Raw genomic sequence first — 25,000 nt, 5'->3', positions numbered from 1 at the left:
TCCTGACCTCGTCAGGGCTAGATCAGGCCGGTTCGCATCCGTTAACCTGCGCTGAAGTGTCGTTTGAACCGTCCGGAAGCCTGCTTGCTTTTAACTTGGGTTGAAGTATAAGCTCGGCTGCTTGCCTGTTCAACCGAAACAAAGGTGGTACCGCGAGAGATCAAGCCTTTCGTCCTTTGAGACGAAAGGCTTTTTTGTATTTCTACAACATTATCTTCGAACCATTTTAGGAGGGTAATCCAAACATGACTGAGGAACAAAAAACACCCGCATCGGCGGAAATGCCGACAACTTATGAGCCGAAAGCAGCGGAACAGAAGTGGTACCGCTACTGGATGGACAATGAATTTTTTAAAGCTGGCCAGCGCAAGGACGCTGAGCCGTATACCATCGTTATTCCCCCGCCAAACGTAACGGGTATGCTGCACATCGGCCACGCGCTTGACTTCACGCTGCAGGATATTCTTATCCGCACCAAACGGATGCAGGGCTATGATGCTTTGTGGCTGCCGGGCTCCGACCATGCAGGCATTGCTACGCAAACCAAAGTAGAGCAGAAGCTGCGCGAGCAGGGACTGTCCCGCTACGATCTTGGACGCGAGAAATTTCTGGAGAAGGTATGGGAGTGGAAAGACCAGTATGCGGAGACCATCCATGAGCAGTGGGCCAAAATGGGCTTCTCGCTGGACTACTCCCGTGAACGTTTTACGCTGGATGAAGGATTATCCGACGCCGTTCGCGAGGTATTCGTCAAGCTGTACGAGAAAGGCCTGATTTACCGCGGCAAAAAGATCATCAACTGGGACCCGGCAGCGCGTACGGCGTTGTCCGATATTGAAGTTGAATACAAAGAAGTCAACGGGGCTTTGTACCATCTTCAATATCCGCTTAAAGACGGCAGCGGCTCCATTACGGTGGCTACTACCCGTCCGGAGACGATGCTGGGCGATACGGCTGTAGCCGTACATCCGGAAGACGAGCGTTACAAGGATATGGTTGGTAAAATGCTGGTTCTGCCGATTATCGGCCGTGAAATTCCGATTATTGCCGACGAATACGTAGAGAAAGACTTCGGCAGCGGAGCGGTAAAAATTACGCCAGCTCACGATCCGAACGACTTTGAAGTGGGCCTGCGCCACCATCTGCCGCAAATCATCGTGATGGATGAATCCGGCACGATGAACGAAGAAGCCGGCAAATATCAAGGGCTGGATCGCGCTGAAGCGCGCAAGCAAATCGTCAATGATCTGAAGGAACAAGGCGTCCTGATCCGCATTGAAGAACATGTGCACCAGGTCGGCCACAGCGAACGCTCCGGCGCTGTTGTTGAGCCTTATTTGTCTACGCAGTGGTTCGTTGCGATGCAGCCGCTGGCCGAAGCGGCCATCAACGCCCAGAAATCAGGCGAAGGCGTAAGCTTCGTGCCTGAACGGTTCGAGAGAACCTATTTGAACTGGATCGAAAATGTCCGCGACTGGTGTATCTCCCGCCAGCTGTGGTGGGGACACCGCATTCCGGCCTGGTATTCCAACGAAACCGGCGAGTTTGTTGTTGCCAAGAATGAAGAGGAAGCCCGTGCGAAGCTGGGCACTGACGACATTCGCCAGGACGAGGACGTGCTGGATACCTGGTTCAGCTCTGCGCTTTGGCCATTCTCTACCCTCGGCTGGCCGGATGAGGATAACGAAGATTTCAAACGTTATTATCCGACGAACGTGCTTGTTACCGGCTACGACATTATTTATTTCTGGGTAGCCCGCATGATTTTCCAAGGCATCGAGTTCACAGGGAAAATGCCGTTTAACGACGTGCTGCTGCACGGTCTCGTTCGCGACAGCGAAGGGCGCAAAATGTCCAAATCGCTCGGCAACGGCGTAGATCCGCTTGAAGTTATCGAAAAATACGGCACGGATGCCATGCGTTATATGATTTCTACAGGCAGCACGCCTGGACAGGACTTGCGTTTCCGCTGGGAGCGCGTAGAACAGGCCCGCAACTTTGCCAACAAGATCTGGAACGCTTCGCGGTTTGCGCTGATGAATCTGGAAGGTGTAACTGCCGAGCAGATCGATATTACGGGCGAGCTCAGCACGGCTGACCGCTGGATTTTGCACCGCTTTAACGAAACGGCGCGCGACATCACCCGCCTGATCGACAGCTACGAATTCGGCGAAACGGGCCGCTTGCTTTACAACTTTATCTGGGATGATCTTTGCGACTGGTACATCGAGTTCTCGAAGTTGTCCCTCTACGGGGAAGATGCGGCAGCCAAAGCCAAAACGCAGTCCGTACTCGCTTACGTGCTTGACCGCACGCTGCGCCTCATGCATCCGTTCATGCCGTTTATCACGGAAGAAATCTGGCAGCATCTGCCTCATGAAGGCGAAACGATCACGCTGGCCGAATGGCCGAAATACGACGAGGCGCTCTCCGCTCCGGAGGCGGTGCAGGAGATGAACCTGCTGATCGATATCATCCGCTCCGTACGGAACATCCGTGCTGAAGTGAACGTGCCGATGAGCAAAAAAGTCGAATTGCTGATCAAGCCGGCTTCCGCCGAACTGCAGAACATTATTGACCGCAATGCGCATTACATCCGCCGTTTCTGCAACACGTCCGAATTTGCTTCATCCACGGCAGCTGAAGCTCCGGACAAAGCCATGACGGCTGTTGTAACCGGCGCCGAGCTTTATTTGCCGCTGGCGGGCCTGCTTGACATCAGCCAGGAGATCGCCCGTCTGGAGAAGGAGCTCGACCATCTGAACAAAGAGGTGGAGCGTGTAGAGAAGAAGCTCAGCAACCAAGGTTTTGTTTCCAAAGCCCCGGCAGCGGTTATTGAAGAGGAACGCGCCAAACAGAAGGATTATGCGGACAAACGCGATAAGGTGCTTGCCCGGATCGAAGAGCTGAAAGGGTAAGGTGAACTGCGATGAACGAGCGCGATGAGGAACAGCAAACGCCGCTGCGGACATACAGTGAAGCGGTGGATTGGATTAACGGCCTGATTCCATTCGGAATCCGGCCCGGTCTCGACCGGATTTACGCCCTGATGGAGCGGTTCGGCAATCCGCAGCGCCGCCTGAAGTTTATTCACGTGGCCGGAACGAACGGCAAGGGATCGTCCTGCGCTTTCTTGACCAGCGTGCTGCTGGAGAGCGGCTACAGCGTGGGAACTTATACGTCCCCCTATATAACAAAATTTACGAATCGTTTTCAGTATAACGGTGAAGATATACCAGAGCAGGTTCTGCTGGAACTTTCCAATCGTCTGTATCCGGTTGTGAAGGAGCTGGCCGAGACAGAGCTGGGCTCGCCAACGATGTTTGAGGTTTCAACCGCTTTGGCCATCCTGTATTATGCAGAGGTCTGTTATCCGGACGTGGTGGTTTGGGAGACCGGACTCGGCGGGCGGATGGATGTGACCAACATCGTAACGCCTATCGTTTCTCTCATTACGAACATTGGCTTTGACCACATGGATATTCTGGGAGATACGCTGGAGCAAATTGCCGGCGAGAAAGCCGGAATTATCAAGCCTGGCGTTCCGGTTGTCAGCTGCGCCGAGCAGCCTGAGGCGGTGCAGGTTATTAAAGCCGAAGCAGCCCGGAAACATTCCACGTTATATTTAATGGATGAACAGTTCAGCTATGAGCGCGGCGAGCTGAAAGACGGCAAGCAGCAGCTTCGGTTCAAAGGCCCTTTCCGTGATATGGAGGTCGAGGTCGGCCTGCTGGGCGAACACCAATGTAAAAATGCGTCCGGCGCGCTTATGGTCCTTGAGGTTTTACGCCAGTATATGGCGTTTATCCTCGATGACGAAGACGTGAACCGCGGACTGCGGCAGACGGCGTGGGCCGGACGTTTGGAACAGGTGGCCAGGGAGCCGCGGATCGTCCTGGATGGGGCGCACAATCCGGAGGGCGCGGAATCGCTTGCCCGGTCTCTCCCGGAGATTTTCCGGTACGACAAACTTATTTTAATGATGGGCATGCTGTCCAACAAGCATCATCAGGGATACTTGAAGCATATATTACCGATAGTGGATACACTTATCCTTACCGAGCCGGATTTTCGCAGGAAGATGGACGCGGAGGCGTTGTTTGGCCTTGTTGAGGAATTGAAGGGAACGGCAGCGAAGCCGGATTTGGAAATCATCGTGGAACCCGATTGGAAAGCGGCTCTTGAGAAGCTGAAGTCGCTGACAAAGGCGGAGGATCTGGGGGTCGTATCCGGTACGCTGTATTTAATTTCTGATGTTCGGGCAGCGCTGCTGCACCAAACCGATTCTGAAAAAGGCTGGTGAATTCAATGTCAAACACGGTAACAGAACACGTTCACTTCATCGGGATCGGTGGCTATGGCATGAGTGCGATCGCCCGGGTCATGCTGGAGATGGGATACACCGTCACGGGTTCGGATGTCGCTTCCCAGGAGCTTACCGAGAAGCTTGCGGCTAAAGGGGCGAAAATTTATATCGGGCATACGGCCGAACAGGTCCATGGCGCTGATATGGTTGTATATTCAACGGCACTGCCGAAAGATAATGTAGAGCGGGTAGAAGCTCAGGAACAAGGAATCCCGATCCTGCACCGTTCCCAGATGCTGGCCCGTCTGCTGAATGAACGCAGAGGCGTAGCCGTTGCCGGAGCGCACGGCAAAACGACGACTTCGTCGATGATCGCTTTGGTCATGGAGGAATGTGGAACGGACCCTACCTATATCATCGGCGGAGAAATCATGAATATCGGCACAAACGCGAAAGCGGGCAAAGGCGAATACGTAGTGGCAGAGGCCGACGAAAGCGACGGCTCGTTCCTCCATTACTACCCGGCGCTTTCTGTTGTAACGAATATTGAAGCCGATCATCTGGAGAACTACGGCGGCGATTTCGGGCAGCTGAAGCAAGCTTACGTCCAGTTCCTGAATCAGACCAAAGCGGACGGCAAAGCCGTGGTCTGCGGGGATGATGAGACGGTGCTGGAGCTGCTTCCGCAGGTTAAAGCCAATATAGTGACTTATGGCATCCACCGGGAATGCGATTATATGGCCAGTGACATTCAGCTTGGCGACCGCAAGGTCTCCTTCGCGGTAAGTCACGGCCAGCAGAAGCTGGGAACCATTGAGTTGTCCGTTCCGGGCATCCATAATGTTTACAATGCTCTAGCTACGGTGATTGTCTGTCTGGAGGCAGGCATCAAGTTTGAGGCTATTGCAGGCGCCATCCACCAGTTTAACGGAGCGAAACGCCGGTTCCAGGTGCTGGGCGAAGCCAGGGACATTTTGGTCATTGATGACTATGCCCACCATCCGACAGAGATTCAGGCGACGATCAGCGCCGCTAAAGCAACAGGCAAGCGAATCGTGGCTGTCTTCCAGCCTCAGCGGTATACGCGGACCTTCTTCCTGCTGGACGCGTTCAGCAAGGCGTTTGCCGATGCGGATGAAGTGATCATTACCGACATCTATTCACCTGCCGGCGAGAAGCAGATTGAAGGGGTCAGCTCTTCTAAACTGGTTGAGCTGATCAAGCAGAACAGCAACGCCGGGGCTCGTTATATCCCGACGAAAGAGGAAGTGCTCGCCGATTTGGCGGGACGAGTACAGCCGGGAGACCTTGTGCTTACGATGGGAGCCGGCGATATCTGGAAGGTTGGCTATACGCTGGCCAAGGAGATTCGAGAAGCGGAATAACGATTAATGGACAACACCCCAGCTAATGGCAGCAGCCGACAGCTGGGGTGTTTTGGTGTTGAACGGCCTTAGGATGATGCCCACTCTGATGCCAGCGAGGAGAATCTATGGCTGCGGCCGATGCAGCCGGGTTATTTTTTAAAGGCATAACTTCCCGTTCTTGTTCATAGGTTGGTGATATAGAAGATGGACAAGGAGAGTGTGACGGTGAATAAAGCCAGAATGACGTTCCGCTTTGATGGTCAGGAGACCACCCGGACAAAACAAAGCGAGCCGTTATGGGATCCTGCAAACGGACAACCTATGGAACCGGGAGATCAGGAGAACTCGGCGTCTTCGGCCGCTCCTTTGGATAAGATGAGGTCAGCCGAGTTGAATGAGCACAACCGGAGCTTTGAGCAAGGCCGGATCATTGATTTAAACCGCATGTCTGACCGCAAGAGAACAGCTGAACGTGGACGCAGGCCGGATCGGGACAGCGGGGGAGGCGTGTCAGGCGGGCGGCCGCCGCTGAAGGCTGCAAAGGCCGCAGAACAGGCGGAGCGGCGGAGTTACGCAGATATGAATGCAGCGATCAGCAATTGGCCGGAAGAGGATATGGGCAATCCGTTTCAGGCCCATTCCGGTTTGGGGGCTTACGGTTATCCGGAGCCGGAGGATAACGCAGGTCGCGGGCCGGTTATTGAACAGGGAGGGGAGCAGCCGCCTATCCTGTCTTACGAGCCCGAAGGCCGATTGGACCGGGACAACCGCTATACCCAAGCAGGGGGCGGACAAGGCCCTGTTTGGAGAGATGATCCTGTTCATCATCGTCCGCCTGCACGTGGCTCGAGATGGAAAGTGGTCGGTTCGGTAACCGGAGCCGTCATTACCGGGGCTTTGTTCGGCATGGTGGTTCTATCGTTGTTTAATAAAGAAGTTGATTTCCCGATTCCGGGCCTTGCCGCCATTAGCGAATCTGCCCAGAAAGCGGCTGATTCGCTGCCTGCCGTAGGGGAGCTCAAGCAGGAGGAGGTCAGCGGCGCGTCCGTTCAGATTAGTCTTCCGGCTCAGGACTACTTTTTTCTGCAGTATGGAGTATTTAGTTCCCAGGACGGGGTAACCCGTGCCCAGCAGGAACTCCAGGACGCAGGATATGCCGCTGCGCAGGATACGCTTGATAATAAACGGGTCTATGCGGCTATTTCATCGGACAGGGAGCAGGCCAAGCTGCTGAGCAGCGAAATGAAGGCTGACGGGGTGGATCTGATCCTGCATGAAGCCGCGATTCCTTCCACAGCCTCCGTGCACTACAGCCTGGAGGCGGGAACGCTTGAGCAATATGCCCAGCAGAGCGCGGACCTGGTCAAGCTGCTCAGCGGAACCTCAGCTTCGCTCCTGCTTGAGCAGCAGCCGGATCTAACCGCCGATCTGACAGCGGATCTGAAGGAGAAGCATGTCCAGTTTACGCAAAGCGCGGCTGCCGTCCGCGACGGTTTCAGCGGAAGCGGCAAACAGCTGATTCAGAATATGGAAACGGAGATGAACAGCGCGGTGGAGGCTTTGCTCCAGTTTGACAAAACGAAAGCCAAATCCCATCTGTGGGAAGTGCAAAATTCCATGATGCGATATGTGCTGAATGAGCAGCTGCTTTTCCAGCAGAATTGAAGGCGGCTGCTGGTGATCCGGAAGGGAAAGGAAATACTTTCCCCTTCCGGATTTTTGTTTGTATTGAGGGACAAATAACCTTATAATAAGTAGTGTCAAAAAATGGCGAGGCTTGACAGGGTAACCTCTTGTCACTACTTATGCCATTTTGTTTTTTTGAGATGGAATAATAAAAGGCCTGACAAATTCTACTGAAATAGACGTGAATGAAGGAGAAATTTACGTTTGACTATGAAACCCTCCAAATCCATTATTTTGGCTTCAACTTCCCCCCGCAGACAAGAGTTGATTACTGTTCTGGGCATTCCCTTTTCCGTAATTCCCAGCTATGCCGACGAAACTCTTGAACCGCATTGGTCTCCGGAACAGGCTGTGTGCGAGCTTGCCAGCCGTAAGGCGAGGCAGGTTTATGACTCTCTAAATGACCGGCCTCAAGCGGTTATCGTAGGGAGTGACACGGTTGTGGTTCGCGATGGGGAAATTTTGGGTAAACCGGAAGATAAAGCCCATGCCGTGCAAATGATAACTTCTCTTCAGGGGCGCCAGCATGAGGTGTACACCGGCGTTGCCTGCCTGGATGCGGAAAGCGGACGTTTGGTGGTGCGCTCCAGGATGACCAGAGTGACTATGAAACCTCTGAGCGAAAGCCAGGTACAAGCCTATGTAAGCAGCGGAGAAGGATTGGACAAGGCAGGAGCGTATGGGATTCAAGGACTTGGAGCAGTGCTGGTAACCGGAATCGAAGGCGACTACTTTAATGTTGTCGGACTGCCGCTCTCTTTGCTTGCGGACATGCTTGCCGAATTTGAGCTTGATGTGCTGAATGGAAACGAAATTTGAAAGAACATGAAACTTTTGAAGACAGCTAAACGTTACTTGAATGTTTGCTTGAATTTGAAAGTCTGAGTTCGGATGAGGAGAGGAAAAAGATGGAGTCGCCGCTTTATATGCTGCGCGACATCCCCCATGAAGAACGACCGAGAGAACGCCTGATGAGATATGGAGCGGGTGCGCTGAGTCATGCTGAACTGCTTGCCATACTGCTGGGAACGGGAACCCGCCGGGAATCGGCGATTCATGTCGCCCAAAGGTTATTGGCCAAAGCCGGAGAGATCCGAGGTCTTGTCGATTTGAGTCTGGATGAAATCATGGAGATTAAAGGAATCGGGGAAGCTAAAGCCATACAGCTGCTTGCGGCCATCGAAATCGGCCGAAGGCTGGCGCGTGCAACCCGAACGGAAGCCTTGATCATCCGGAGTCCGAAAGACGCGGCTGACATCGTTATGGATGAGCTCCGCTACCTGAATAAAGAACATTTCATCTGTTTGTTTCTGAATACCAAAAATCATCTCATCGGTCAAGAGACGCTTTCTATGGGGAGCCTGAATGCCTCGATCGTCCATCCGAGGGAAGTTTTCCGCGCCGCTATGAAATGCAGCAGCGCATCGATTGTGTGCGCGCATAACCATCCGAGTGGTGATCCTTCGCCGAGCCCGGAAGATATCCAGATTACTAAACGTTTATGTGAAGCCGGAGCCATTATCGGCATTGATGTTTTGGACCATCTGATCATCGGAGACGGGCGTTTTGTCAGTTTGAAGGAACAAGGTTTGATGTAATATAATAGTCCAGATATCCTGCCGAGCAGCGGCGATACAAGAAAAGGAGATTAACAGCATGTTTGGTGGTTTTACGAAAGATTTAGGAATTGATTTGGGAACGGCAAATACACTTGTTTATGTGCGCGGGAAAGGGATCGTTGTCCGAGAGCCATCCGTGGTTGCGATCCATACCGACTCTAAAAATATTGTGGCGGTAGGCGAATCCGCCAAAAAAATGATCGGCAGAACGCCGGGCAACATCCGCGCGATCCGTCCGATGAAAGATGGCGTTATCGCGGATTTTGACACAACCGCTACGATGATCAAATATTTTATTTCGCAGGCTCAGAAGCAGCGTTCCATGTTCCAGCGCCATCCTAACGTGATGGTCTGTGTACCTTCCGGCATTACGGCGGTCGAGCAGCGCGCTGTTGAAGATGCAACCAAACAAGCCGGAGCCCGCGAGGCTTATACGATTGAAGAGCCGTTTGCAGCAGCCATCGGCGCTGATCTTCCGGTTTGGGAACCGACGGGCAGCATGGTTGTCGATATTGGCGGAGGCACCACAGAGGTGGCTGTTATTTCGCTGGGCGGCATCGTAACCAGCAAATCCGTACGCGTGGCTGGCGATGAGATGGACGAATCCATCATTCAATACATCAAACGCCAATATAATTTGATGATCGGGGAAAGAACGGCCGAGCAGCTGAAAATGGATATCGGTTCCGCGCTTCCGCTTGAGACCGTTGAAACGCTGGAAATCCGTGGCCGTGACCTTGTAACCGGTCTGCCTAAAACCATTTCCATTACTTCGGACGAAATCTCCGAAGCTTTGAACGATACGGTTAACGCGATTGTCGAAGCCGTGAAAGTGACGCTCGAGAAATGTCCGCCGGAGCTGGCTGCCGATATCATGGACCGAGGAATCGTGCTGACCGGAGGCGGAGCTTTGCTTCGCAACCTTGACAAGCTGCTGGCCGGCGAGACGGGCATGCCTGTCATTGTAGCCGAGAATCCGCTGGATTGCGTGGCAATCGGTACGGGCCGTGCGCTGGACAACATCCACATGTTTAAAGCTAAAGGCCAGTCCGGACGTTCGAAACGCTGATCGGTATAACACGATATAACATAATAAATATAACCACCCTTGCAGTGGGAGAGAGAAAATGTATGGTTAGAGGGTGCTTAAACTGTTCAAATTACTGGGCAACAAACGACTGTTTTTCCTGCTGATGGGTTTGATCCTGTTTATCGCGGTCATGGGCTTTACGCTCGGGCCGCGGGCAGGTTTGTCCTGGCCGGAGAAATTTAGCAAAGATACCGTCGGATTTGTACAGTATATCGTCTATAAGCCCGTCTCCTATATCGCGGGTTTCTTTGAAGATATCTCGAACTTGCGTTCCGTGCAGAAGGAAAATGAGGAGCTCAAGATTGCGCTCGCCCATTACACGCGGGATAAAGCCAAATACAACACTATCGAGCGTGAAAACGAACGCTTGCATCAGCAATTGAAGTTTACGGAACAACAGGAGCTTCTCAACAAAGATTATCAATATCGGATTGCCCACGTGGTCAGCGTTAACAATGACCCGGACAACCAGACGCTTGTGATTGACCTAGGCAGCAGAAACGGCATCAAAAAAGATATGGCTGTGACCTCGGACAAAGGCCTGGTAGGTACGATCAGCCAGGTCAGCAATTTTACAGCCACCGTAAAGCTGCTGACCACGCTTGATTCCAAGGACCCTAACTCTAATGCGATCGCAGCTACGGTTCAAGGCAACGAGAATAAGTCCTTCGGTATGATTGAAAGCTATGATCAGGAGAAAGGCATGTTCCTGATGACGAAGATCAAAAGTGAAGATCCGTTGAAAAAGGGCGACATAATCATATCTTCCGGACTCGGTGGGGAATTCCCGCGGTTTATGGTAATTGGTACGGTAGAAAGTCGCCAGGCCGGCGAATTCGGGTTGACTGATACCGCTTATATTAAACCGGCTACGGAGTTCTCCGACTGGAATGAGCTGTTTGTAGTGGTGACTCCAGAGGTTCCGCAATGATGATCAAAAACCGCAATGTGTTCCTCATTCTGCTGCTGTTTCTGTTGTTTATTGCGGAGGGAGCCCTTTTGCCCTGGCTGATTCCTCCGGCATGGCAGACCCGGCTTGTCCCTCATCTGGTTTATATCATGATCCTGTTTGTTTCCGTTTATGAGAACCGGCATAAAGCCCTGCTCCTGGGCCTTGTGTTCGGTTTGCTTCAGGATGTGATTTATTATGGGGTGATGATCGGACAATTTTCTTTTACGATGGGCTTTTCGGCTTATTTAGTCGGCTTGTTATTCAAGGGAAATCGCACTCCGCTTCCTTTTATGCTGTTTGCAGTTCTGATGGGAAGCCTGCTCATGGATTCGCTCCTGTTCGGCATTTACAAATTGTTTGAACTCAATCATCAGGCCTACAGCTGGTCGCTGATGAACCATATGCTGCCAAACATGATTTTTCACTTCGTCTTTGCGCTTGTTGTGTACGTCCCGCTCAGACGTTTTCTGGAGAATAAAACCTCCCGCCAGCGTTCTAAAGAGGAAACGGCGTAGCGTTCATTGTCAATTTGCGTAGAAAGCAGGAGATTAGAGGGCTTTGCGCGAATTACATAGTGGGAGGGACAGGCAATGACGGTAAAATCCAACCATGTAACGATCAAGGGCATCAAAGATGGCCTGGTTTTCCTGTTTGATGATCAATGTGATTTCTCGGAGCTTTTGAATGAACTGCGCTATAAGCTGGAGCACAGCCATCAGAATATATTAACAGGTCCCATTGTTCATGTTGACGTGAAGATGGGCATGCGAAATATTTCCGAAGAACAGAAAACGCTGATTCTAGATACATTGAAGCAGAAAGGCAACTTGCTTATCCGGTCAGTGGAAACCCCGGGGCTCGTTCAGGACGACCAGGGAGGCCCGGCCATCAGAACGGTTTGCGGAATGGTCCGCTCGGGGCAGATCCTAAGGCATGAAGGAAATCTGCTGTTTATGGGCGATGTGAATCCGGGAGGACAAATCATTTGCACCGGCGATGTGATCGTAATCGGAGCGCTCCGCGGAATGGTCCATGCCGGATCGGATGGCAATGAGAAAGCGGTGATCGCCGCCTCTTTTCTGGCGCCTACCCAGCTTCGGATCGCCGAAGTCATCAGCAGGCCTCCGGATGAATGGGAGAACCGGGAGACAAGCATGGAGTTCGCTTTCCTGCAGGAAGGCTCCATGCAAATTGATAAAATTAACCACGTCGGGAAAGTTCGTCCGGACTTTAATGTGTTTAAAGGGGTGTAGATATGGGAGAAGCAATAGTCGTCACTTCAGGAAAAGGCGGCGTAGGCAAAACAACTACATCGGCTAATATTGGCACGGCCCTGGCGCTGCTGGGGAAAAAGGTTTGCCTGGTGGATACGGATATCGGGCTTCGCAATCTGGATGTCGTGATGGGGCTTGAGAACCGCATCATTTATGATCTGGTGGACGTGGCCGAAGGCCGGTGCCGGTTGAACCAGGCTCTTGTGAAGGACAAGCGGTTTGACGAGCTTTACATGCTCCCTGCTGCGCAAACGAAAGATAAAAATTCGGTTTCACCTGAGCAGGTTCGGGATATCGTGCTTGAGCTGAAGAAAGAATATGAATATGTCATTATTGACTGTCCTGCCGGAATCGAGCAGGGCTTCAAGAATGCGGTTGCCGGCGCGGACCGGGCTATTGTGGTTACAACGCCTGAACATGCCGCCGTCCGGGATGCCGACCGTGTCATTGGCCTGCTGGAAGGTACGCAGGTCGAATCTCCGAAACTGGTCGTGAACCGGATTCGTCCGAATATGGTCAAATCTGGAGACATGCTGGATATTGAGGACATTATTCAGGTGCTGAACATTGATTTGATTGGCATTGTGCCGGATGACGAGCACGTTATCAAAGCTGCGAACACGGGTGAACCTACGGTTATGAATCCGAATTCTTCGGCAGCTATTGCTTATCGCAATATTGCACGGCGTATTCTCGGCGACACGGTTCCGCTGATGCAGCTGAATCAGAAGAAGGGCGCGTTTACGAAATTCAAGAAATTTTTTGGCATGGGCGGTTAAGTTCTTCAAGCGCTTGGCTGAATTGAACTTATTGAACTTATTGATCTATTGGTTGATATCATTTTCATCCGCTTCAAACAAAGGTGTTGTCAGAGCTGCTTTGCAGTTTTGAGAACACCTTTTTTGATATAAAGCGTATGCATCCGTTTCGGCGGATTTTTCGTGAGGACATGTTGTTCATATTCCTTCCCCCGCAATCATAAAATGTAGCGAACAAGCCCCATGGCGCATAAATGGGAGAGGGGAACAGGTTATGGATGTTAAGAACAACGTAAGGAAACGCCGGGAAGAGCGCATTCGGGAGCTGCTGAGCCGGGAAGAACGCCAGCTTCAGCTCTATACCCGGGTGTCTAATCCTGAAGACTTCGGATACAGTGCAAGCAGCGAGGAGTCTGTTCAATCTCCGGGAGGGGCAGCGGACACAGGGGCAGGCGGCAAGCAGCAGGAACGGGATCCGGAGCTGCTCTGGAAGCAAGGCCGGGGCCTGTGGCGGGAGGATGCCTTTGGGCAGAGAACCTTTCCGTCTTCGCAAATCGGTTCTGGAGGCGGACAGGGGCCGGGTTCGCCCGAACAGCCGGACGGGCCGCAAAGAAGTGGTTCTTTCATACGCTCCTTATGGACTCGTACATTGGTCAGCGCAGTTCTATTTGGAGCATTGTGGGGGATTCATCATATGCAGCCGGCCTGGTCGGCTCCGATTGAAAGCTTTGTTTCGACGACGCTGAAGCAGGAGATGGATTTTCAGGCGGCGGAGGCGTGGTATGAACGAAACTTTGGAGGAGCGCCGAGCTTTATTCCGATATTCGGAGACGATGGAGGGCCTCAGCAATTGGTACAGAGCTCCCATGGGTTTACGATTCCCGTTCAGGGCAAGCTGGCGGAGAGTTTTGCCATCAGCTTGAAAGGCGTGGAAATTGTTCCGGATCTGGATTCAAAAGGAGCCCAGGAGGTTAAAAGCATTGAAACAGGGAGAGTCGCGGAGGTCAGCGAAGATGCGCTGACAGGCAAAACGGTTGTTGTTCAGCACAGCGACGGTTATGTGTCCATTTATGGCCGCTTAACGGAGGTTTCGGTGTCTGAAGGGGATTGGCTGGAGGGCGGAGAGAAGGTCGGCAGCTTTGCCAAAGCGGAGAGCGGAGGCTCCGACACCGTTTATTTTGCGATGAAAAAAGACGGCCTCTACATCGATCCGGCAGAAGTGGTGCCGCTTGATTAAGATTGCCGGAATTCCGGTTTCATTCCACCCCTTATTTGTTATAATTATGTTAACCTCCGTATTGACGGGACATTTTGCCGAATTAATCGTGCTCTTCGGGATTGTGTTTGTCCATGAGCTTGGACATGCCGCAGCGGCCCGGATGCTGGGTCTAAACGTGCTCTCTATTCAACTGCTTCCGTTCGGAGGAGTAGCCGTAGTGGAAGAGGACGGACGCATGAATGCCAGGAAAGAAATCGGGATTGCGTTAGCCGGTCCGCTGCAGAACGTTATATTAGCGGGAATGGGGCTGCTGATGCATGCTGCGGGATGGTGGAATGGGGCTTCTTTAACTTATTTTATTGAAGCCAATATGCTGATTGTCTTGTTTAATCTGCTGCCGATTCTGCCGCTTGACGGGGGGAAGATCGGGCAGGCTTTTTTCAGCCTCTTTTTGCCCTACCATACTACCTTGCTGTGGGCAACCCGGATCAGTATTGTTTTCAGCGGGCTTTTGATCGCTTATTCGTTTTATCCGCTGCTTGATGACCGGGGAATTCAGCTGAATCTGCTGATGGTCGGCCTCTTTTTGTTTTACTCCAATTGGGTGGATCACGGAAATATTCCGTTCCGGTTTATCCGTTTTCTGATCGGCCGGCAGCGGCTGTTCTCAGACTATAAACCCTCTGCCAGAAATGCCCAGCCTTTGGTTGCGGATTCGGCGAAACCTTTGGACAGAATCCTGCGTCTACTTAGGAGAGAGAAGTATCATTTTGTATATGTAGTGAACGCAAAAGGAGAACTTCTGGAAATTGTGCCGGAACAGAAGATGATCGATCTGTTTCTGAACGGTTTGGCGGTTAATCACGGGAAATAAACGTCTATCAAAGACTGAACAAATAAATCGGGGAAATGGCAGCAGGTGAGAGTATGAAACAAATGGTAGTGCATTACGAACACGGTTCTGCCGAAATGGCGCTGCTCGAGAACGGGCGCCTAGTAGAGTATGCCGTTGAGCGTTCGGACGGAAATGGTCTTGTGGGCAGCGTCTTTAAGGGACGGGTGGCTAATGTCATTCCGGGTATGCAGGCGGCATTCGTGGATATTGGACAACGGAAAAACGCTTTTTTGTACATAGACGATTGTCTTTCGCCTCATTTGGAGAAACAGCCGAAGGTCAAACCTTCGATTTCGGAGCTGCTTTCACCGGGGCAGGAAATTGTGGTGCAGGTCACAAAGGATGCTATGGGCACCAAAGGAGCACGGGTGACAACGCATTATTCGCTCCCGGGCAGATTTATTGTGTATATGCCTACAGCAGGGTACGTTGCCGTTTCGAAAAAGATCGAAGACGAAGCCGAGCGCAGCCGGCTGAAGGAGATTGGAGAACAGCTGCGTCTGGAAGAGGAAGGCCTGATCTTTCGTACGATTGTAGAAGATCAGGACGCGGGCGCCATCGAAGAGGATCTGGCCTTGCTTCGCCGGCAGTGGGCAGGCGTGCTGGAGAAGGCGGACAAGCTGAATGCGCCGGCCCTCCTGCATCGGGATTTGAGCCTCGTGCAGCGGCTGATCCGGGATGTATTCAGCCCGCAAACGGATGAGCTGCTCGTGGACTGCGCTGCACAGGCCGAGGAAGCCGGTCAATTCCTTGGCAGTCTGGACCCCGGCTGGAAGCCGCAGATCAAATTTCACCAGTCCAGCACGCCGCTGTTTGAAGCGTACGGTGTGAAGCAGCAGCTCGACAAGGATTTCCAGCGCAAGGTTTGGCTGCCGGACGGCGGATATCTGATCTGGGATCAGACGGAAGCGATGAATGTAGTAGACGTGAATACGGGAAAATATGTCGGCACGGATTCCCTGGAGGAAACCGTGTTCCGTACCAACCTGCAGGCGGCGGAAGAAATCGCCCGGCTGCTGCGTGTTCGCGATATCGGCGGCATTATCATCATCGACTTTATTGATATGGAGCTTGAGGATCATCGGAGCGAGGTGTTAGCTAGGCTCCATAGCTGCATGCGCAGCGACCGGACCCAGCATCATATCCTGGGGTGGACCAGACTCGGTTTGGTTGAGATAACCCGCAAGAAGATGCGGGAGAACACGGAACGTAAGTAAGCGGGCCATATGAGAGAAGGCTCGCTTTGCCAGCCTTCTTGAGCCTCAGGGAGTGGGGATGAAGCCTAGAGCGCGATTGCTTTTTGGGTTGATTTCCTGCTTAGGGTGTGTTAATATACATGAGTATGTGTTTCAAGTACATCTTGTACACATGCTGTAACCGCACCAATCGGGTACATAAGTATGCTTGAAATAAAGCGTCACCTGAATTAGGCGAGTCTGAGACATGAGGAGGTGCAAGCAAATGTACGCAATTATCGAAACTGGTGGCAAACAATACCGTGTTCAAGAGGGCGACGTTCTTTACATCGAGAAGCTGAATGCAGCTGACGGTGAAACCGTAACTTTCGACCGTGTATTGGCTGTTTCTAACGACAACGGTTTGGTAGCAGGAACTCCAGTAGTATCCGGCGCTACTGTAACAGCGAAAGTAGAACGCCATGGTAAAGGCGCTAAGGTTGTTGTATTCAAATACAAACCTAAGAAGAACTACCACAAAAAACAAGGTCATCGTCAACCGTACACGAAGGTGACTATTGAGAAAATCCAAGCGTAAGAAGGTGACGATACTTGATTATCGTAACCATTAAACGCGATGAGCAGAAGTCCGTTACCGGATTTCGGATTGAAGGCCATGCGAACTTCGCAGAGGCTGGAAGGGATATTGTCTGCGCCGGTGTATCCGCTGTTACCGTAGGCTCTGTGAACGCTGTTGAAGAGTTGACCGGAATCGTAATGGATTCACGTATGAAGAACGGCTTTTTAAGCGCGGATCTTCCGCCTGCAGCTCCCGACGAAGCCAAAGCTGAGGCTAGGCTGTTGTTATCTTCGCTCGTCGTGATGCTTCGGACCATTGAGCAAACCTATGGACAGTACGTTAAGATTATAGATGTGACTAATTAAAGAAGGAGGTTGACCAGACATGTTGAAATTGGATCTTCAGTTGTTCGCATCCAAGAAAGGTGTAGGTTCCACAAAGAACGGCCGTGACAGTATTGCGAAACGCCTTGGCGTTAAGCGTGCTGACGGTCAAGTGGTTACCGGCGGAAGCATTCTCGTTCGTCAACGCGGAACGAAAATTCATCCGGGCACTAACGTGGGCATCGGTAAAGACGACACTTTGTTTGCGAAAGTGGACGGCGTTGTTAAGTTCGAACGTTGGGGCCGCGATCGCAAGAAAGTGAGCGTGTACCCTGTTGAAGTCGCTCCTGTAGCGGCTGCAGTAGAAGCTTAAGAACAAGCCCGAACGGCGAAAATCCCCGGCAGAGTGCCGGGGATTTTTTTTGAGAATCCGGACTGGAAAATGCAAACAGCCGGTCATGCAGGCTCCGCGCAGCGGAGCGTTTTTCCAGGATTCATTGCCCAGCACAGTTTCTCATTCCACTTCGAAGACGATACTTTATGTTATACTGGTGTATGTTGGACAGGGAAGGTAAAAATGCGTAGAGGATTGAGATTAATCATGAACGACCGTAGATCGTTAACGATCATTGCCGGCATTCTGCTGCTGATTCCTTTGGTTCTGTTTTATTTTAACCGCTCGTTGCTTATCCATATTCTGTTATGTTTATGGGTTGGCGCTGTTATTTACGGGTATTGGGTTTATATGCGAAAGCAGCAGGAGTCGGAGAGACGGCGTCTGCTCGAATCTTTCCAGCGGACCGCAACTTCAACCCTGGCGCATTATCGGCATGATTGGATGAATGATTTGCAGATTTTATACGGCTATATTAAGCTCGGCAAACATGATAAACTGCTCGGCAGTTTGGACAGAATAAAAGAACGGATGGCCGCGGAAAGTCATATTTCCAGACTGGGTATTCCCTCGCTTGTTTTTTATTTGCAGTCTTTCCGGGAAATGAACAACTCCGTGCAGCTGGAGGTTGCCATCCAGGAAGGCTTGGAGCTTGGACCGCTGCTGGGCCGGCAGGAAGCGGAGGAATGGTCGGAGACCGTGATCGAGACTATTCGGGCTTATCAATTTGCCGGACGTTCCTCATGGGGCGAAATCATCGGGCTTAAAATGTCCATTTACCGGGAAGGCGGCGAAGTGGTGGTCCGCTTTGAACCCGCGGGCAGCTCGGGCAATCCGGAGCTGCTTAAAGCCAATACGGTCAAAGCGATCCGGAACAAGCGGATTTATGTGAAAGAAGAAGCCATGCAGCAGGGCATTTGCGAGCTTCGCATGCCACTGGCTATATAGAAGAGGTGAAAGCATGTTTGTAGATAAAGCCAAGATTTATGTTAAAGGCGGCGATGGCGGCGATGGCATCGTGTCTTTCCGGCGCGAGAAATATGTGCCGGAAGGCGGGCCGGCCGGCGGTGACGGCGGACGCGGCGGCAGCGTGATTTTTCGGGTGGATGAAGGCTTGCGCACGCTGATGGATTTCCGCTACCAGCGTCACTTTAAGGCGCAGCGCGGCGAGAAAGGCCGCAACAAAAGCCAGCACGGAGCCGGGGCCGATGATATGATCGTCCGCATTCCGCCGGGCACGGTCATCATTGACGAGGAAACGAACGAAGTGCTGGCGGATATGACCCGCCATGGCCAGCAGGTTGTGGTTGCTCGCGGCGGACGGGGCGGACGAGGCAATATCCGTTTTGCAACGCCAAGCAATCCGGCGCCGGAGCTGGCGGAGAACGGGGAAGAAGGCGAAGAGCGCTGGATTATCCTGGAGCTTAAGGTTATGGCCGACGTAGGTCTGGTTGGTTTCCCGAGCGTAGGCAAATCCACGCTTCTGTCCGTCGTATCGGCGGCACAGCCGAAGATCGGCGCTTACCATTTTACAACCATTACGCCGAATCTCGGGGTTGTCAGCGTCGGCGAAGGCCGCAGCTTTGTTATGGCTGACCTGCCGGGATTAATTGAAGGCGCGCATGAAGGCGTGGGTTTGGGGCATGAGTTCCTGCGCCATATCGAGCGTACCCGGGTCATCGTCCATGTGGTGGACATGGCAGGTTCTGAAGGACGCGATCCGTTCGAGGATTGGGTGAAGATTAATGACGAGCTGAAGCTGTATAACGCCGAGCTCGAGAAACGACCACAAATTGTGGCGGCGAACAAAATGGATATGCCCGAGGCTCAAGAGAACCTTGAAACATTCCGCAAGAAAGTGGCGGAGGTTCGTCCGGATCTGCTGATCATGCCGATTTCTTCGCTGACGCGGGAAGGGGTCCAGGAGCTGATGTATAAAACGGCGGATCTGCTGGATTCGATTCCGGAAGCTCCGGCCATTGAAGAGGTCAGCGAGCTGGAAGAGCGGAAAATCTACAAGCTGGATAAACAGGAAGACAACAGCTTTACGATTACCCGTGACAATGAAGCTTATGTTGTCTCCAGCCCGCGCGTCGAGCGGATGATGAAGCGGATGCAGCTGAACTCCCATGATGCGATCCTTAAGTTGGCCCGCACGATGCGTCACATGGGGATCGACGAGGAACTGCGCAAACGCGGGGCTACCGACGGAACGATTGTCCGGATCGGCGACTTTGAATTTGAATTCGTTGAAGGAAGCAGCTACTACTATTGATATAGAAACGTTATAGCGGCCGGCTCGCTTTCGGCTGATTCTGCCAGAGTCTGCAAGCATAATGAACAGCATAAAGGATAGAGCCTGTTGTTTTCCTGCAAGGAGAATGGCGGGTTCTTTTTCATTTTTGTCAACAACGGAAAAAGCTTTGATCAATGTTATAATAAATAGGTTGTTTTCTATTGCTTACATAACATGTATAGGTTATAATGTCCACTATATAAATACAGGAGTCTTTAAGGAGAGGACGATTTTGCGGGAACGCTATTATCTGGTACGTGAAGATATTTTACCGGAGGCCGTACTGAAAACCCTTCAGGTCAAGCAGCTGCTGGCCAGCGGGAATGTCAAAACGGTGCATGAGGCGGTTGAGCAGGTAGGCTTGAGCCGCAGTGCCTTTTATAAATACAAGGACGGGATTCATCAATTGAATCAGCTTGAACGGGACCGTATCGTCACTATTTCGTTGGATCTGGAACACCGTTCAGGAATCCTCTCCCAAATGCTCGCCCTGGTAGCCGGCTTTGGCGGCAACGTGCTCACCATTAATCAAAGTATTCCGCTCCAGGGTGTGGCCAACGTCGTGATTTCGGTAGAAACCTCCAGACTGACCGAAGAGCTGGATGAAATGCTGAGCAAGCTGCGCAGCGTTACCGGGGTCAAGAAGGTCCAGATTGTGGGCCAAGGTTAAAGCACTGTGAATATCAGAAACAAAAACAAATAGAGAAATTGAAGCGATGGGGAGGGGACAGCTTGAACGCAATTAAGATAGGGTTACTCGGATTGGGAACGGTAGGGACCGGTGTGGTCAGGATCGTAGAGAAACACCAAGAGGACCTGATGAGCCAGGTTGGTTCACCGATTCGGATTGAGAAAATTGCTGTCAAAAGCCTGGAGAAGGAACGCAGCATTGCCGTTGATCCGGCCATACTGACTCAGGATCCTTGGGAAGTGATCCGTCATCCTGACATCGATATTATTATCGAGGTTATGGGAGGTGTCGAGGACACCAAAACTTATTTGCTGGATGCGCTTGAGCATGGAAAACATATCGTGACGGCCAACAAGGACCTTATGGCTTTATACGGCAGTGAAATCTTGGCCAAGGCGGTCGAGCAGCAGTGCGATGTGTTCTACGAAGCCAGCGTAGCCGGAGGAATTCCGATCATCCGGACGCTGATTGAGGGCTTCTCCTCGGACAGAATTACGAAGATCATGGGCATTGTGAACGGAACAACCAATTATATCCTTACTAAAATGAGCCGGGAAGGCGCCTCTTACGAGGATGTATTGAAAGAAGCCCAGCAGCTCGGTTATGCGGAATCCGATCCGACTTCGGATGTGGAAGGGCTGGATGCGGCCCGAAAAATGGCCATTTTAGGTACCTTGGGTTTCCGTACCAATGTCGAGCTTCGCGATGTGAGCGTGCGCGGCATCTCCTCCGTATCCAAAGAGGATATCGCTTATGCCAGACAGCTGGGGTATGAAATGAAGCTGCTTGGCATTGCGGAACGCCATGATGAAGGCATCTCGATCAGCGTGCAGCCGACGATGGTGAGGACCTCCCATCCGATTGCGGCCGTTAGCGGCGTTTTTAATGCGGTATACGTGTATGGAGAAGCGGTGGGAGAAACGATGTTCTACGGAGCGGGAGCCGGCGAAATGCCGACAGCTACCTCTGTGGTTGCCGACCTTGTGGCGGTCATCAAGAATATGAAGCTCGGCGTCAACGGACTGAGAGCGATTGTCCCTTATAAGGAGAAGAAGCTGAAGGCGGATGACCAGGTCTTTTATAAAAATTTCCTGCTGCTCCAGGTAGACGACAAGGCCGGTGTTCTTGCGCAGATCACTCAAGTGTTTGCTGAATACGAGGTCAGTCTTGATTCCGTCATTCAAACTCCGAATGCCCAGCAGCCGGGGGCGGAGATCATGATCGTCACACATTTGGCCAACAAAGCCAGCATGGAGAAGGTCATCAAACATTTCGAGTCGCTCGAAGTGATTCGGCGCATTAAAAGCAGTTATCGGGTTGAAGGATAAAATATAGAGTTCTAAATAAAAGGGAGCTGGAGATCAAGATGAGATATCAAGGATTGCTGCAAACCTACAAAGAATATTTGCCGGTAACGGATAAAACGCCGATGCTGACGCTGCAGGAAGGCAATACGCCGCTTGTCCGGGCGGAGAACCTGTCGCAGGAGCTGGGGCTTGACCTCTATTTTAAATATGAAGGTTTGAATCCGACAGGCAGCTTTAAAGACCGTGGTATGGTCATGGCTGTAGCGAAGGCGGTAGAAGAAGGCAGCCGGACCATTATGTGTGCTTCTACCGGCAATACGTCTGCTGCAGCTGCGGCTTATGCCGCAAGATTGGGTTTGAATTGTATCGTTTTGATTCCTAATAACAACATAGCGCTTGGCAAGCTTGCTCAAGCCATGATTTACGGAGCCAAAGTCATCGCGATTGAAGGCAACTTTGACCGGGCGCTGGAAATTGTGCGAGAAATTACGGCCAAACATCCGATTACGCTGGTTAACTCGGTGAACCCTTACCGGATTGAAGGGCAGAAGACGGCGGCTTTCGAAGTTTGCGACCAGCTTGGCGAAGCGCCGGACGTTCTGGCTATTCCAGTCGGCAATGCGGGAAATATTTCGGCATACTGGAAAGGCTTCAAGGAATATCATGCCAAAGGGAAAATCAGCTCGCTGCCGCGTATGGTCGGCTTTGAGGCCGAAGGGGCGATGGCGATCGTCAAAGGCGAACCGATTCTGGAGCCGGAAACGGTGGCAACCGCGATCCGCATCGGCAATCCGGCCAGCTGGAAGACGGCTGTCGCAGCAGCCGAGGAATCAAGCGGCCAAATTAATTATGTGACGGATGAAGAAATTTTGAGCGCTTATCGGACGATTGCTTCGCGTGAAGGCATTTTTGCCGAACCGGCCTCTGCTGCTTCTGTTGCTGGGGTATATAAACTGAAACGTGAAGGTTATTTCAAAGGCGGGGAGAAGGTGGTCTGCGTCCTGACCGGTCACGGTCTGAAGGACCCGAATATTGCGATCAAGAGCATCGGAGCGGAGCCGCTTGTTGTTCAGGATTCGGAAGAAGCCGTAATGGCGGCTATCGCCAAGCTGGAAGGTAACGGCGTATGATCCGTTCCGAAGGGGTCCGGATCAAGGTTCCGGCCAGCACCGCCAATTTGGGGCCCGGCTTCGATACGCTGGGCATGGCTTTATCTCTGTTTGCCTGGATCGAAATGAAGCCGGCGGAAAGGACCGTTTTTCACCTGTATGGGGAAGAGCTGCGGGGGATTCCGAAGGATAAGTCCAATCTGGTTTACAAGCTGGCCCAGCAGGTGTTCGCAGAGGCGGGCGTTGCGGTTCCTGAACTCGAAATCTCTATGGCCTCCGATATTCCGCTCACGAGAGGTTTGGGAAGCAGCGCTTCGGCGATTGTCGGCGCATTATATGCCGCTAATGAGCTGATCGGAGCTCCGTTATCTATGGAAAAGTTGTTTGATATGGCCACAGCGGTCGAGAAACATCCCGACAATGTGGGGGCTTCTTTGTTTGGCGGGATCGTCTCGGCGGTTTGGGATGGGGAGCGGGCTGTTCATCTGCGGATAGAGCCTCCTGCGGAGCTGCAGGTGCTAGTAGCGATTCCTTCTTTCTGGCTGCCGACCGAGCAAGCACGCAAAATACTGCCGGATTCCTTGTCTATGAAGGATGTGGTGTTTAATGTCAGCCGCGCCTCTTTGCTGACTGGAGCTTTGGCCTCCGGCAGACTAGACCTGATTGCCGCAGCTATGCAGGACCGGATTCATCAGCCTTACCGGGCTCCGCTTATCCCCGGAATGGAACAGATTCTGGCGGAGGCCTGCAGTCATGGCGCTCTTGGCGCAGCGCTCAGCGGTGCCGGCCCTACGCTTCTGGCTTTGGTCGAAAGGAATTCGGATCGCCGAAGCGAGCTTGAGGCGTTTATCCAAAGGACATTGGGCGAGCACGGGATCGAAGCCAAGCTGCTTTGGCTGGAGCCTTGTTCCGAAGGAGCAAGCAGAGTCGGCGCTCATGAGGCGGCTCCGTTTGCCGCCGGGAATCTGGTCTGACCGGCTTTCTGAAAGTAAGCGGGCTTTAATTCAGTCCGCCGGTGTACCGGCGGTTCTGCGTGTATGACAGTAAAGGGGAATCAGAAATGAGAACTATAGCACTGCTGCCGGAAGGCACGGTTTCGCACGAAGCGGTTTTGTATCTTTTTGGAGATGAAGAGGTCCGGCTGAAACACTACAAGCAGATCTCGGACGTCTTTTTATCGGTGGTCAATGGAGAGGCGGATTACAGCGTTATTCCGGTTGAAAATACGATTGAGGGCTCGGTAAGCCTCCATATGGACTGGCTTGTCCATGAGGTGGATGTGCCGATGCAGCTTGAGTGGGTGTATCCGTCCATTCAAAATCTGATTGGCCGCAAAAATGAATTTGAATCCGAAGGACAAGTGGATTACAGCCGGATCAAACGGGTTCTCTCCCATCCGGTAGCTATGGCGCAGTGCCAGCAGTTTATCCGGACGCACCTGCCCCAGGCTGAACTAGAGAATGTGGGCAGCACGGCCGAAGCGATCCAAAGCGTAGCGAGTCACGCGGGAGAAGGCTGGACGGCGATAGGCACCGTGCTTGGCGCTGAACGGTATGGATTAGATCCGCTTGCGCGGAAGATTACCGATCATAACAACAATTTTACGCGGTTTGTCCTGATCGGCCCTGAGAAGATTGAGCTTGCGGGCCGGAAGGCAACGCGGAAAACAAGCATCCTGGTGACGCTGCCCGCCGACTTCCCGGGTGCGCTGCACCAAGTGCTGTCGGCTTTTGCCTGGCGCAAGCTGAACTTGTCGCGGATCGAATCGCGCCCGACCAAAAAGAAGCTGGGCAACTACTATTTTTATATGGATGTGCTTGAAGAGGTGGAATCGATCCTGCTTGGCGCTGCAGTTGCGGAGATTGAAGCGCTGGGCTGTCAGGTAAGGGTATTGGGTTCATATCCGAGTTATACTTATACGGATTTGCAGCCGGAATTAAAATCGGAAGGAGACTGAAG

At 52.2% G+C, this 25,000-nt stretch carries 24 protein-coding genes and 2 other annotated features (1 of these 26 running past the window's edge); all 24 genes read left to right on the top strand.

Annotated elements, in window-relative coordinates; translation table 11 throughout:
• Positions 1-180: a binding site (T-box leader), on the top strand (it extends 116 nt beyond the left edge of the window).
• A 65-nt stretch (positions 181-245) separates the two neighbouring features.
• The 24 genes from AWM70_RS13605 (at position 246) to pheA (ending at position 24,998) form a co-directional block, all read left to right on the top strand.
• Positions 246-2,918, top strand: a complete 2,673-nt coding sequence (locus AWM70_RS13605) for a valine--tRNA ligase (protein ID WP_068697228.1) — start codon at positions 246-248, stop codon at positions 2,916-2,918.
• 11 nt (positions 2,919-2,929) lie between these two features.
• The gene (locus AWM70_RS13600) at positions 2,930-4,303 is read left to right on the top strand and encodes a bifunctional folylpolyglutamate synthase/dihydrofolate synthase (protein WP_068697226.1); all 1,374 of its coding nucleotides are present in this window, start codon (positions 2,930-2,932) and stop codon (positions 4,301-4,303) included.
• A 5-nt stretch (positions 4,304-4,308) separates the two neighbouring features.
• Positions 4,309-5,691 (top strand): UDP-N-acetylmuramate--L-alanine ligase, encoded by a 1,383-nt coding sequence (murC, locus tag AWM70_RS13595; RefSeq protein ID WP_068697224.1) that lies wholly within the window; start codon positions 4,309-4,311, stop codon positions 5,689-5,691.
• 207 nt (positions 5,692-5,898) lie between these two features.
• Positions 5,899-7,338, top strand: a complete 1,440-nt coding sequence (locus AWM70_RS13590; RefSeq protein WP_068697221.1) for an SPOR domain-containing protein — start codon at positions 5,899-5,901, stop codon at positions 7,336-7,338.
• A gap of 231 nt (positions 7,339-7,569) precedes the next feature.
• The gene (locus tag AWM70_RS13585) at positions 7,570-8,178 is read left to right on the top strand and encodes a Maf family protein (protein WP_068697219.1); all 609 of its coding nucleotides are present in this window, start codon (positions 7,570-7,572) and stop codon (positions 8,176-8,178) included.
• Positions 8,179-8,267: 89 nt separating this feature from the next.
• Entirely contained in the window at positions 8,268-8,957 is a 690-nt protein-coding gene (radC, locus tag AWM70_RS13580) for a RadC family protein (RefSeq protein ID WP_068697217.1), read from the top strand.
• Positions 8,958-9,015: 58 nt separating this feature from the next.
• A complete protein-coding gene (locus AWM70_RS13575; protein WP_068697215.1) occupies positions 9,016-10,047 on the top strand; it encodes a rod shape-determining protein in 1,032 nt (343 codons plus the stop codon).
• A gap of 73 nt (positions 10,048-10,120) precedes the next feature.
• On the top strand, positions 10,121-10,999 hold the full coding sequence (gene mreC / locus AWM70_RS13570; RefSeq protein ID WP_068697213.1) for a rod shape-determining protein MreC: 879 nt from the start codon (positions 10,121-10,123) through the stop codon (positions 10,997-10,999).
• Positions 11,000-11,001: 2 nt separating this feature from the next.
• The gene (mreD, locus tag AWM70_RS13565; RefSeq protein ID WP_068700668.1) at positions 11,002-11,535 is read left to right on the top strand and encodes a rod shape-determining protein MreD; all 534 of its coding nucleotides are present in this window, start codon (positions 11,002-11,004) and stop codon (positions 11,533-11,535) included.
• Positions 11,536-11,610: 75 nt separating this feature from the next.
• Entirely contained in the window at positions 11,611-12,273 is a 663-nt protein-coding gene (gene minC / locus AWM70_RS13560) for a septum site-determining protein MinC (RefSeq protein WP_068697211.1), read from the top strand.
• Positions 12,274-12,275: 2 nt separating this feature from the next.
• Complete coding sequence (gene minD, locus AWM70_RS13555) at positions 12,276-13,073, top strand: septum site-determining protein MinD (RefSeq protein ID WP_068697209.1); 798 nt, start codon at positions 12,276-12,278, stop codon at positions 13,071-13,073.
• A gap of 253 nt (positions 13,074-13,326) precedes the next feature.
• Positions 13,327-14,289 carry a M23 family metallopeptidase gene (locus AWM70_RS13550; protein WP_068697208.1) on the top strand — a complete coding sequence of 321 codons (963 nt, stop codon included), beginning with the start codon at positions 13,327-13,329 and terminating at the stop codon, positions 14,287-14,289.
• Complete coding sequence (locus tag AWM70_RS13545) at positions 14,282-15,145, top strand: M50 family metallopeptidase (protein WP_068697206.1); 864 nt, start codon at positions 14,282-14,284, stop codon at positions 15,143-15,145. Before AWM70_RS13550 ends, AWM70_RS13545 begins: the two co-directional genes overlap by 8 nt.
• Before the next feature lie 53 nt (positions 15,146-15,198).
• Positions 15,199-16,383 carry an Rne/Rng family ribonuclease gene (locus tag AWM70_RS13540; RefSeq protein ID WP_068697204.1) on the top strand — a complete coding sequence of 395 codons (1,185 nt, stop codon included), beginning with the start codon at positions 15,199-15,201 and terminating at the stop codon, positions 16,381-16,383.
• A 148-nt stretch (positions 16,384-16,531) separates the two neighbouring features.
• Positions 16,532-16,614 (top strand) — a sequence feature (ribosomal protein L21 leader region).
• Between the two features lie 13 nt (positions 16,615-16,627).
• Positions 16,628-16,939 carry a 50S ribosomal protein L21 gene (rplU, locus tag AWM70_RS13535; RefSeq protein ID WP_068697202.1) on the top strand — a complete coding sequence of 104 codons (312 nt, stop codon included), beginning with the start codon at positions 16,628-16,630 and terminating at the stop codon, positions 16,937-16,939.
• A 14-nt stretch (positions 16,940-16,953) separates the two neighbouring features.
• Positions 16,954-17,286: a ribosomal-processing cysteine protease Prp gene (locus AWM70_RS13530; protein WP_068697200.1), complete on the top strand. Its 333-nt coding sequence runs from the start codon at positions 16,954-16,956 to the stop codon at positions 17,284-17,286.
• A gap of 19 nt (positions 17,287-17,305) precedes the next feature.
• A complete protein-coding gene (gene rpmA / locus AWM70_RS13525; RefSeq protein ID WP_068697198.1) occupies positions 17,306-17,617 on the top strand; it encodes a 50S ribosomal protein L27 in 312 nt (103 codons plus the stop codon).
• A gap of 228 nt (positions 17,618-17,845) precedes the next feature.
• On the top strand, positions 17,846-18,586 hold the full coding sequence (locus AWM70_RS13520; RefSeq protein ID WP_068697196.1) for a Spo0B domain-containing protein: 741 nt from the start codon (positions 17,846-17,848) through the stop codon (positions 18,584-18,586).
• A gap of 13 nt (positions 18,587-18,599) precedes the next feature.
• Positions 18,600-19,913, top strand: coding sequence for a GTPase ObgE (gene obgE / locus AWM70_RS13515; protein ID WP_068697195.1), 1,314 nt, complete (start codon positions 18,600-18,602; stop codon positions 19,911-19,913).
• Positions 19,914-20,166: 253 nt separating this feature from the next.
• Positions 20,167-20,604, top strand: coding sequence for an ACT domain-containing protein (locus AWM70_RS13510; RefSeq protein ID WP_068697193.1), 438 nt, complete (start codon positions 20,167-20,169; stop codon positions 20,602-20,604).
• 62 nt (positions 20,605-20,666) lie between these two features.
• Entirely contained in the window at positions 20,667-21,953 is a 1,287-nt protein-coding gene (locus AWM70_RS13505) for a homoserine dehydrogenase (RefSeq protein WP_068697192.1), read from the top strand.
• Positions 21,954-21,991: 38 nt separating this feature from the next.
• A complete protein-coding gene (thrC, locus tag AWM70_RS13500; RefSeq protein WP_068697190.1) occupies positions 21,992-23,062 on the top strand; it encodes a threonine synthase in 1,071 nt (356 codons plus the stop codon).
• The gene (gene thrB, locus AWM70_RS13495) at positions 23,059-24,015 is read left to right on the top strand and encodes a homoserine kinase (protein WP_068697189.1); all 957 of its coding nucleotides are present in this window, start codon (positions 23,059-23,061) and stop codon (positions 24,013-24,015) included. The genes thrC and thrB overlap by 4 nt, the downstream gene beginning before the upstream one ends.
• Before the next feature lie 86 nt (positions 24,016-24,101).
• Complete coding sequence (pheA, locus tag AWM70_RS13490; RefSeq protein ID WP_068697188.1) at positions 24,102-24,998, top strand: prephenate dehydratase; 897 nt, start codon at positions 24,102-24,104, stop codon at positions 24,996-24,998.
• Positions 24,999-25,000 lie beyond the last annotated feature (2 nt).

Origin of the sequence: Paenibacillus yonginensis, from assembly GCF_001685395.1 — a bacterium.
GTDB lineage: Bacteria > Bacillota > Bacilli > Paenibacillales > Paenibacillaceae > Fontibacillus > Fontibacillus yonginensis.
Note: the sequence above shows the minus strand (reverse complement) of the source record. Positions and strands in the feature narration are given on the sequence as shown.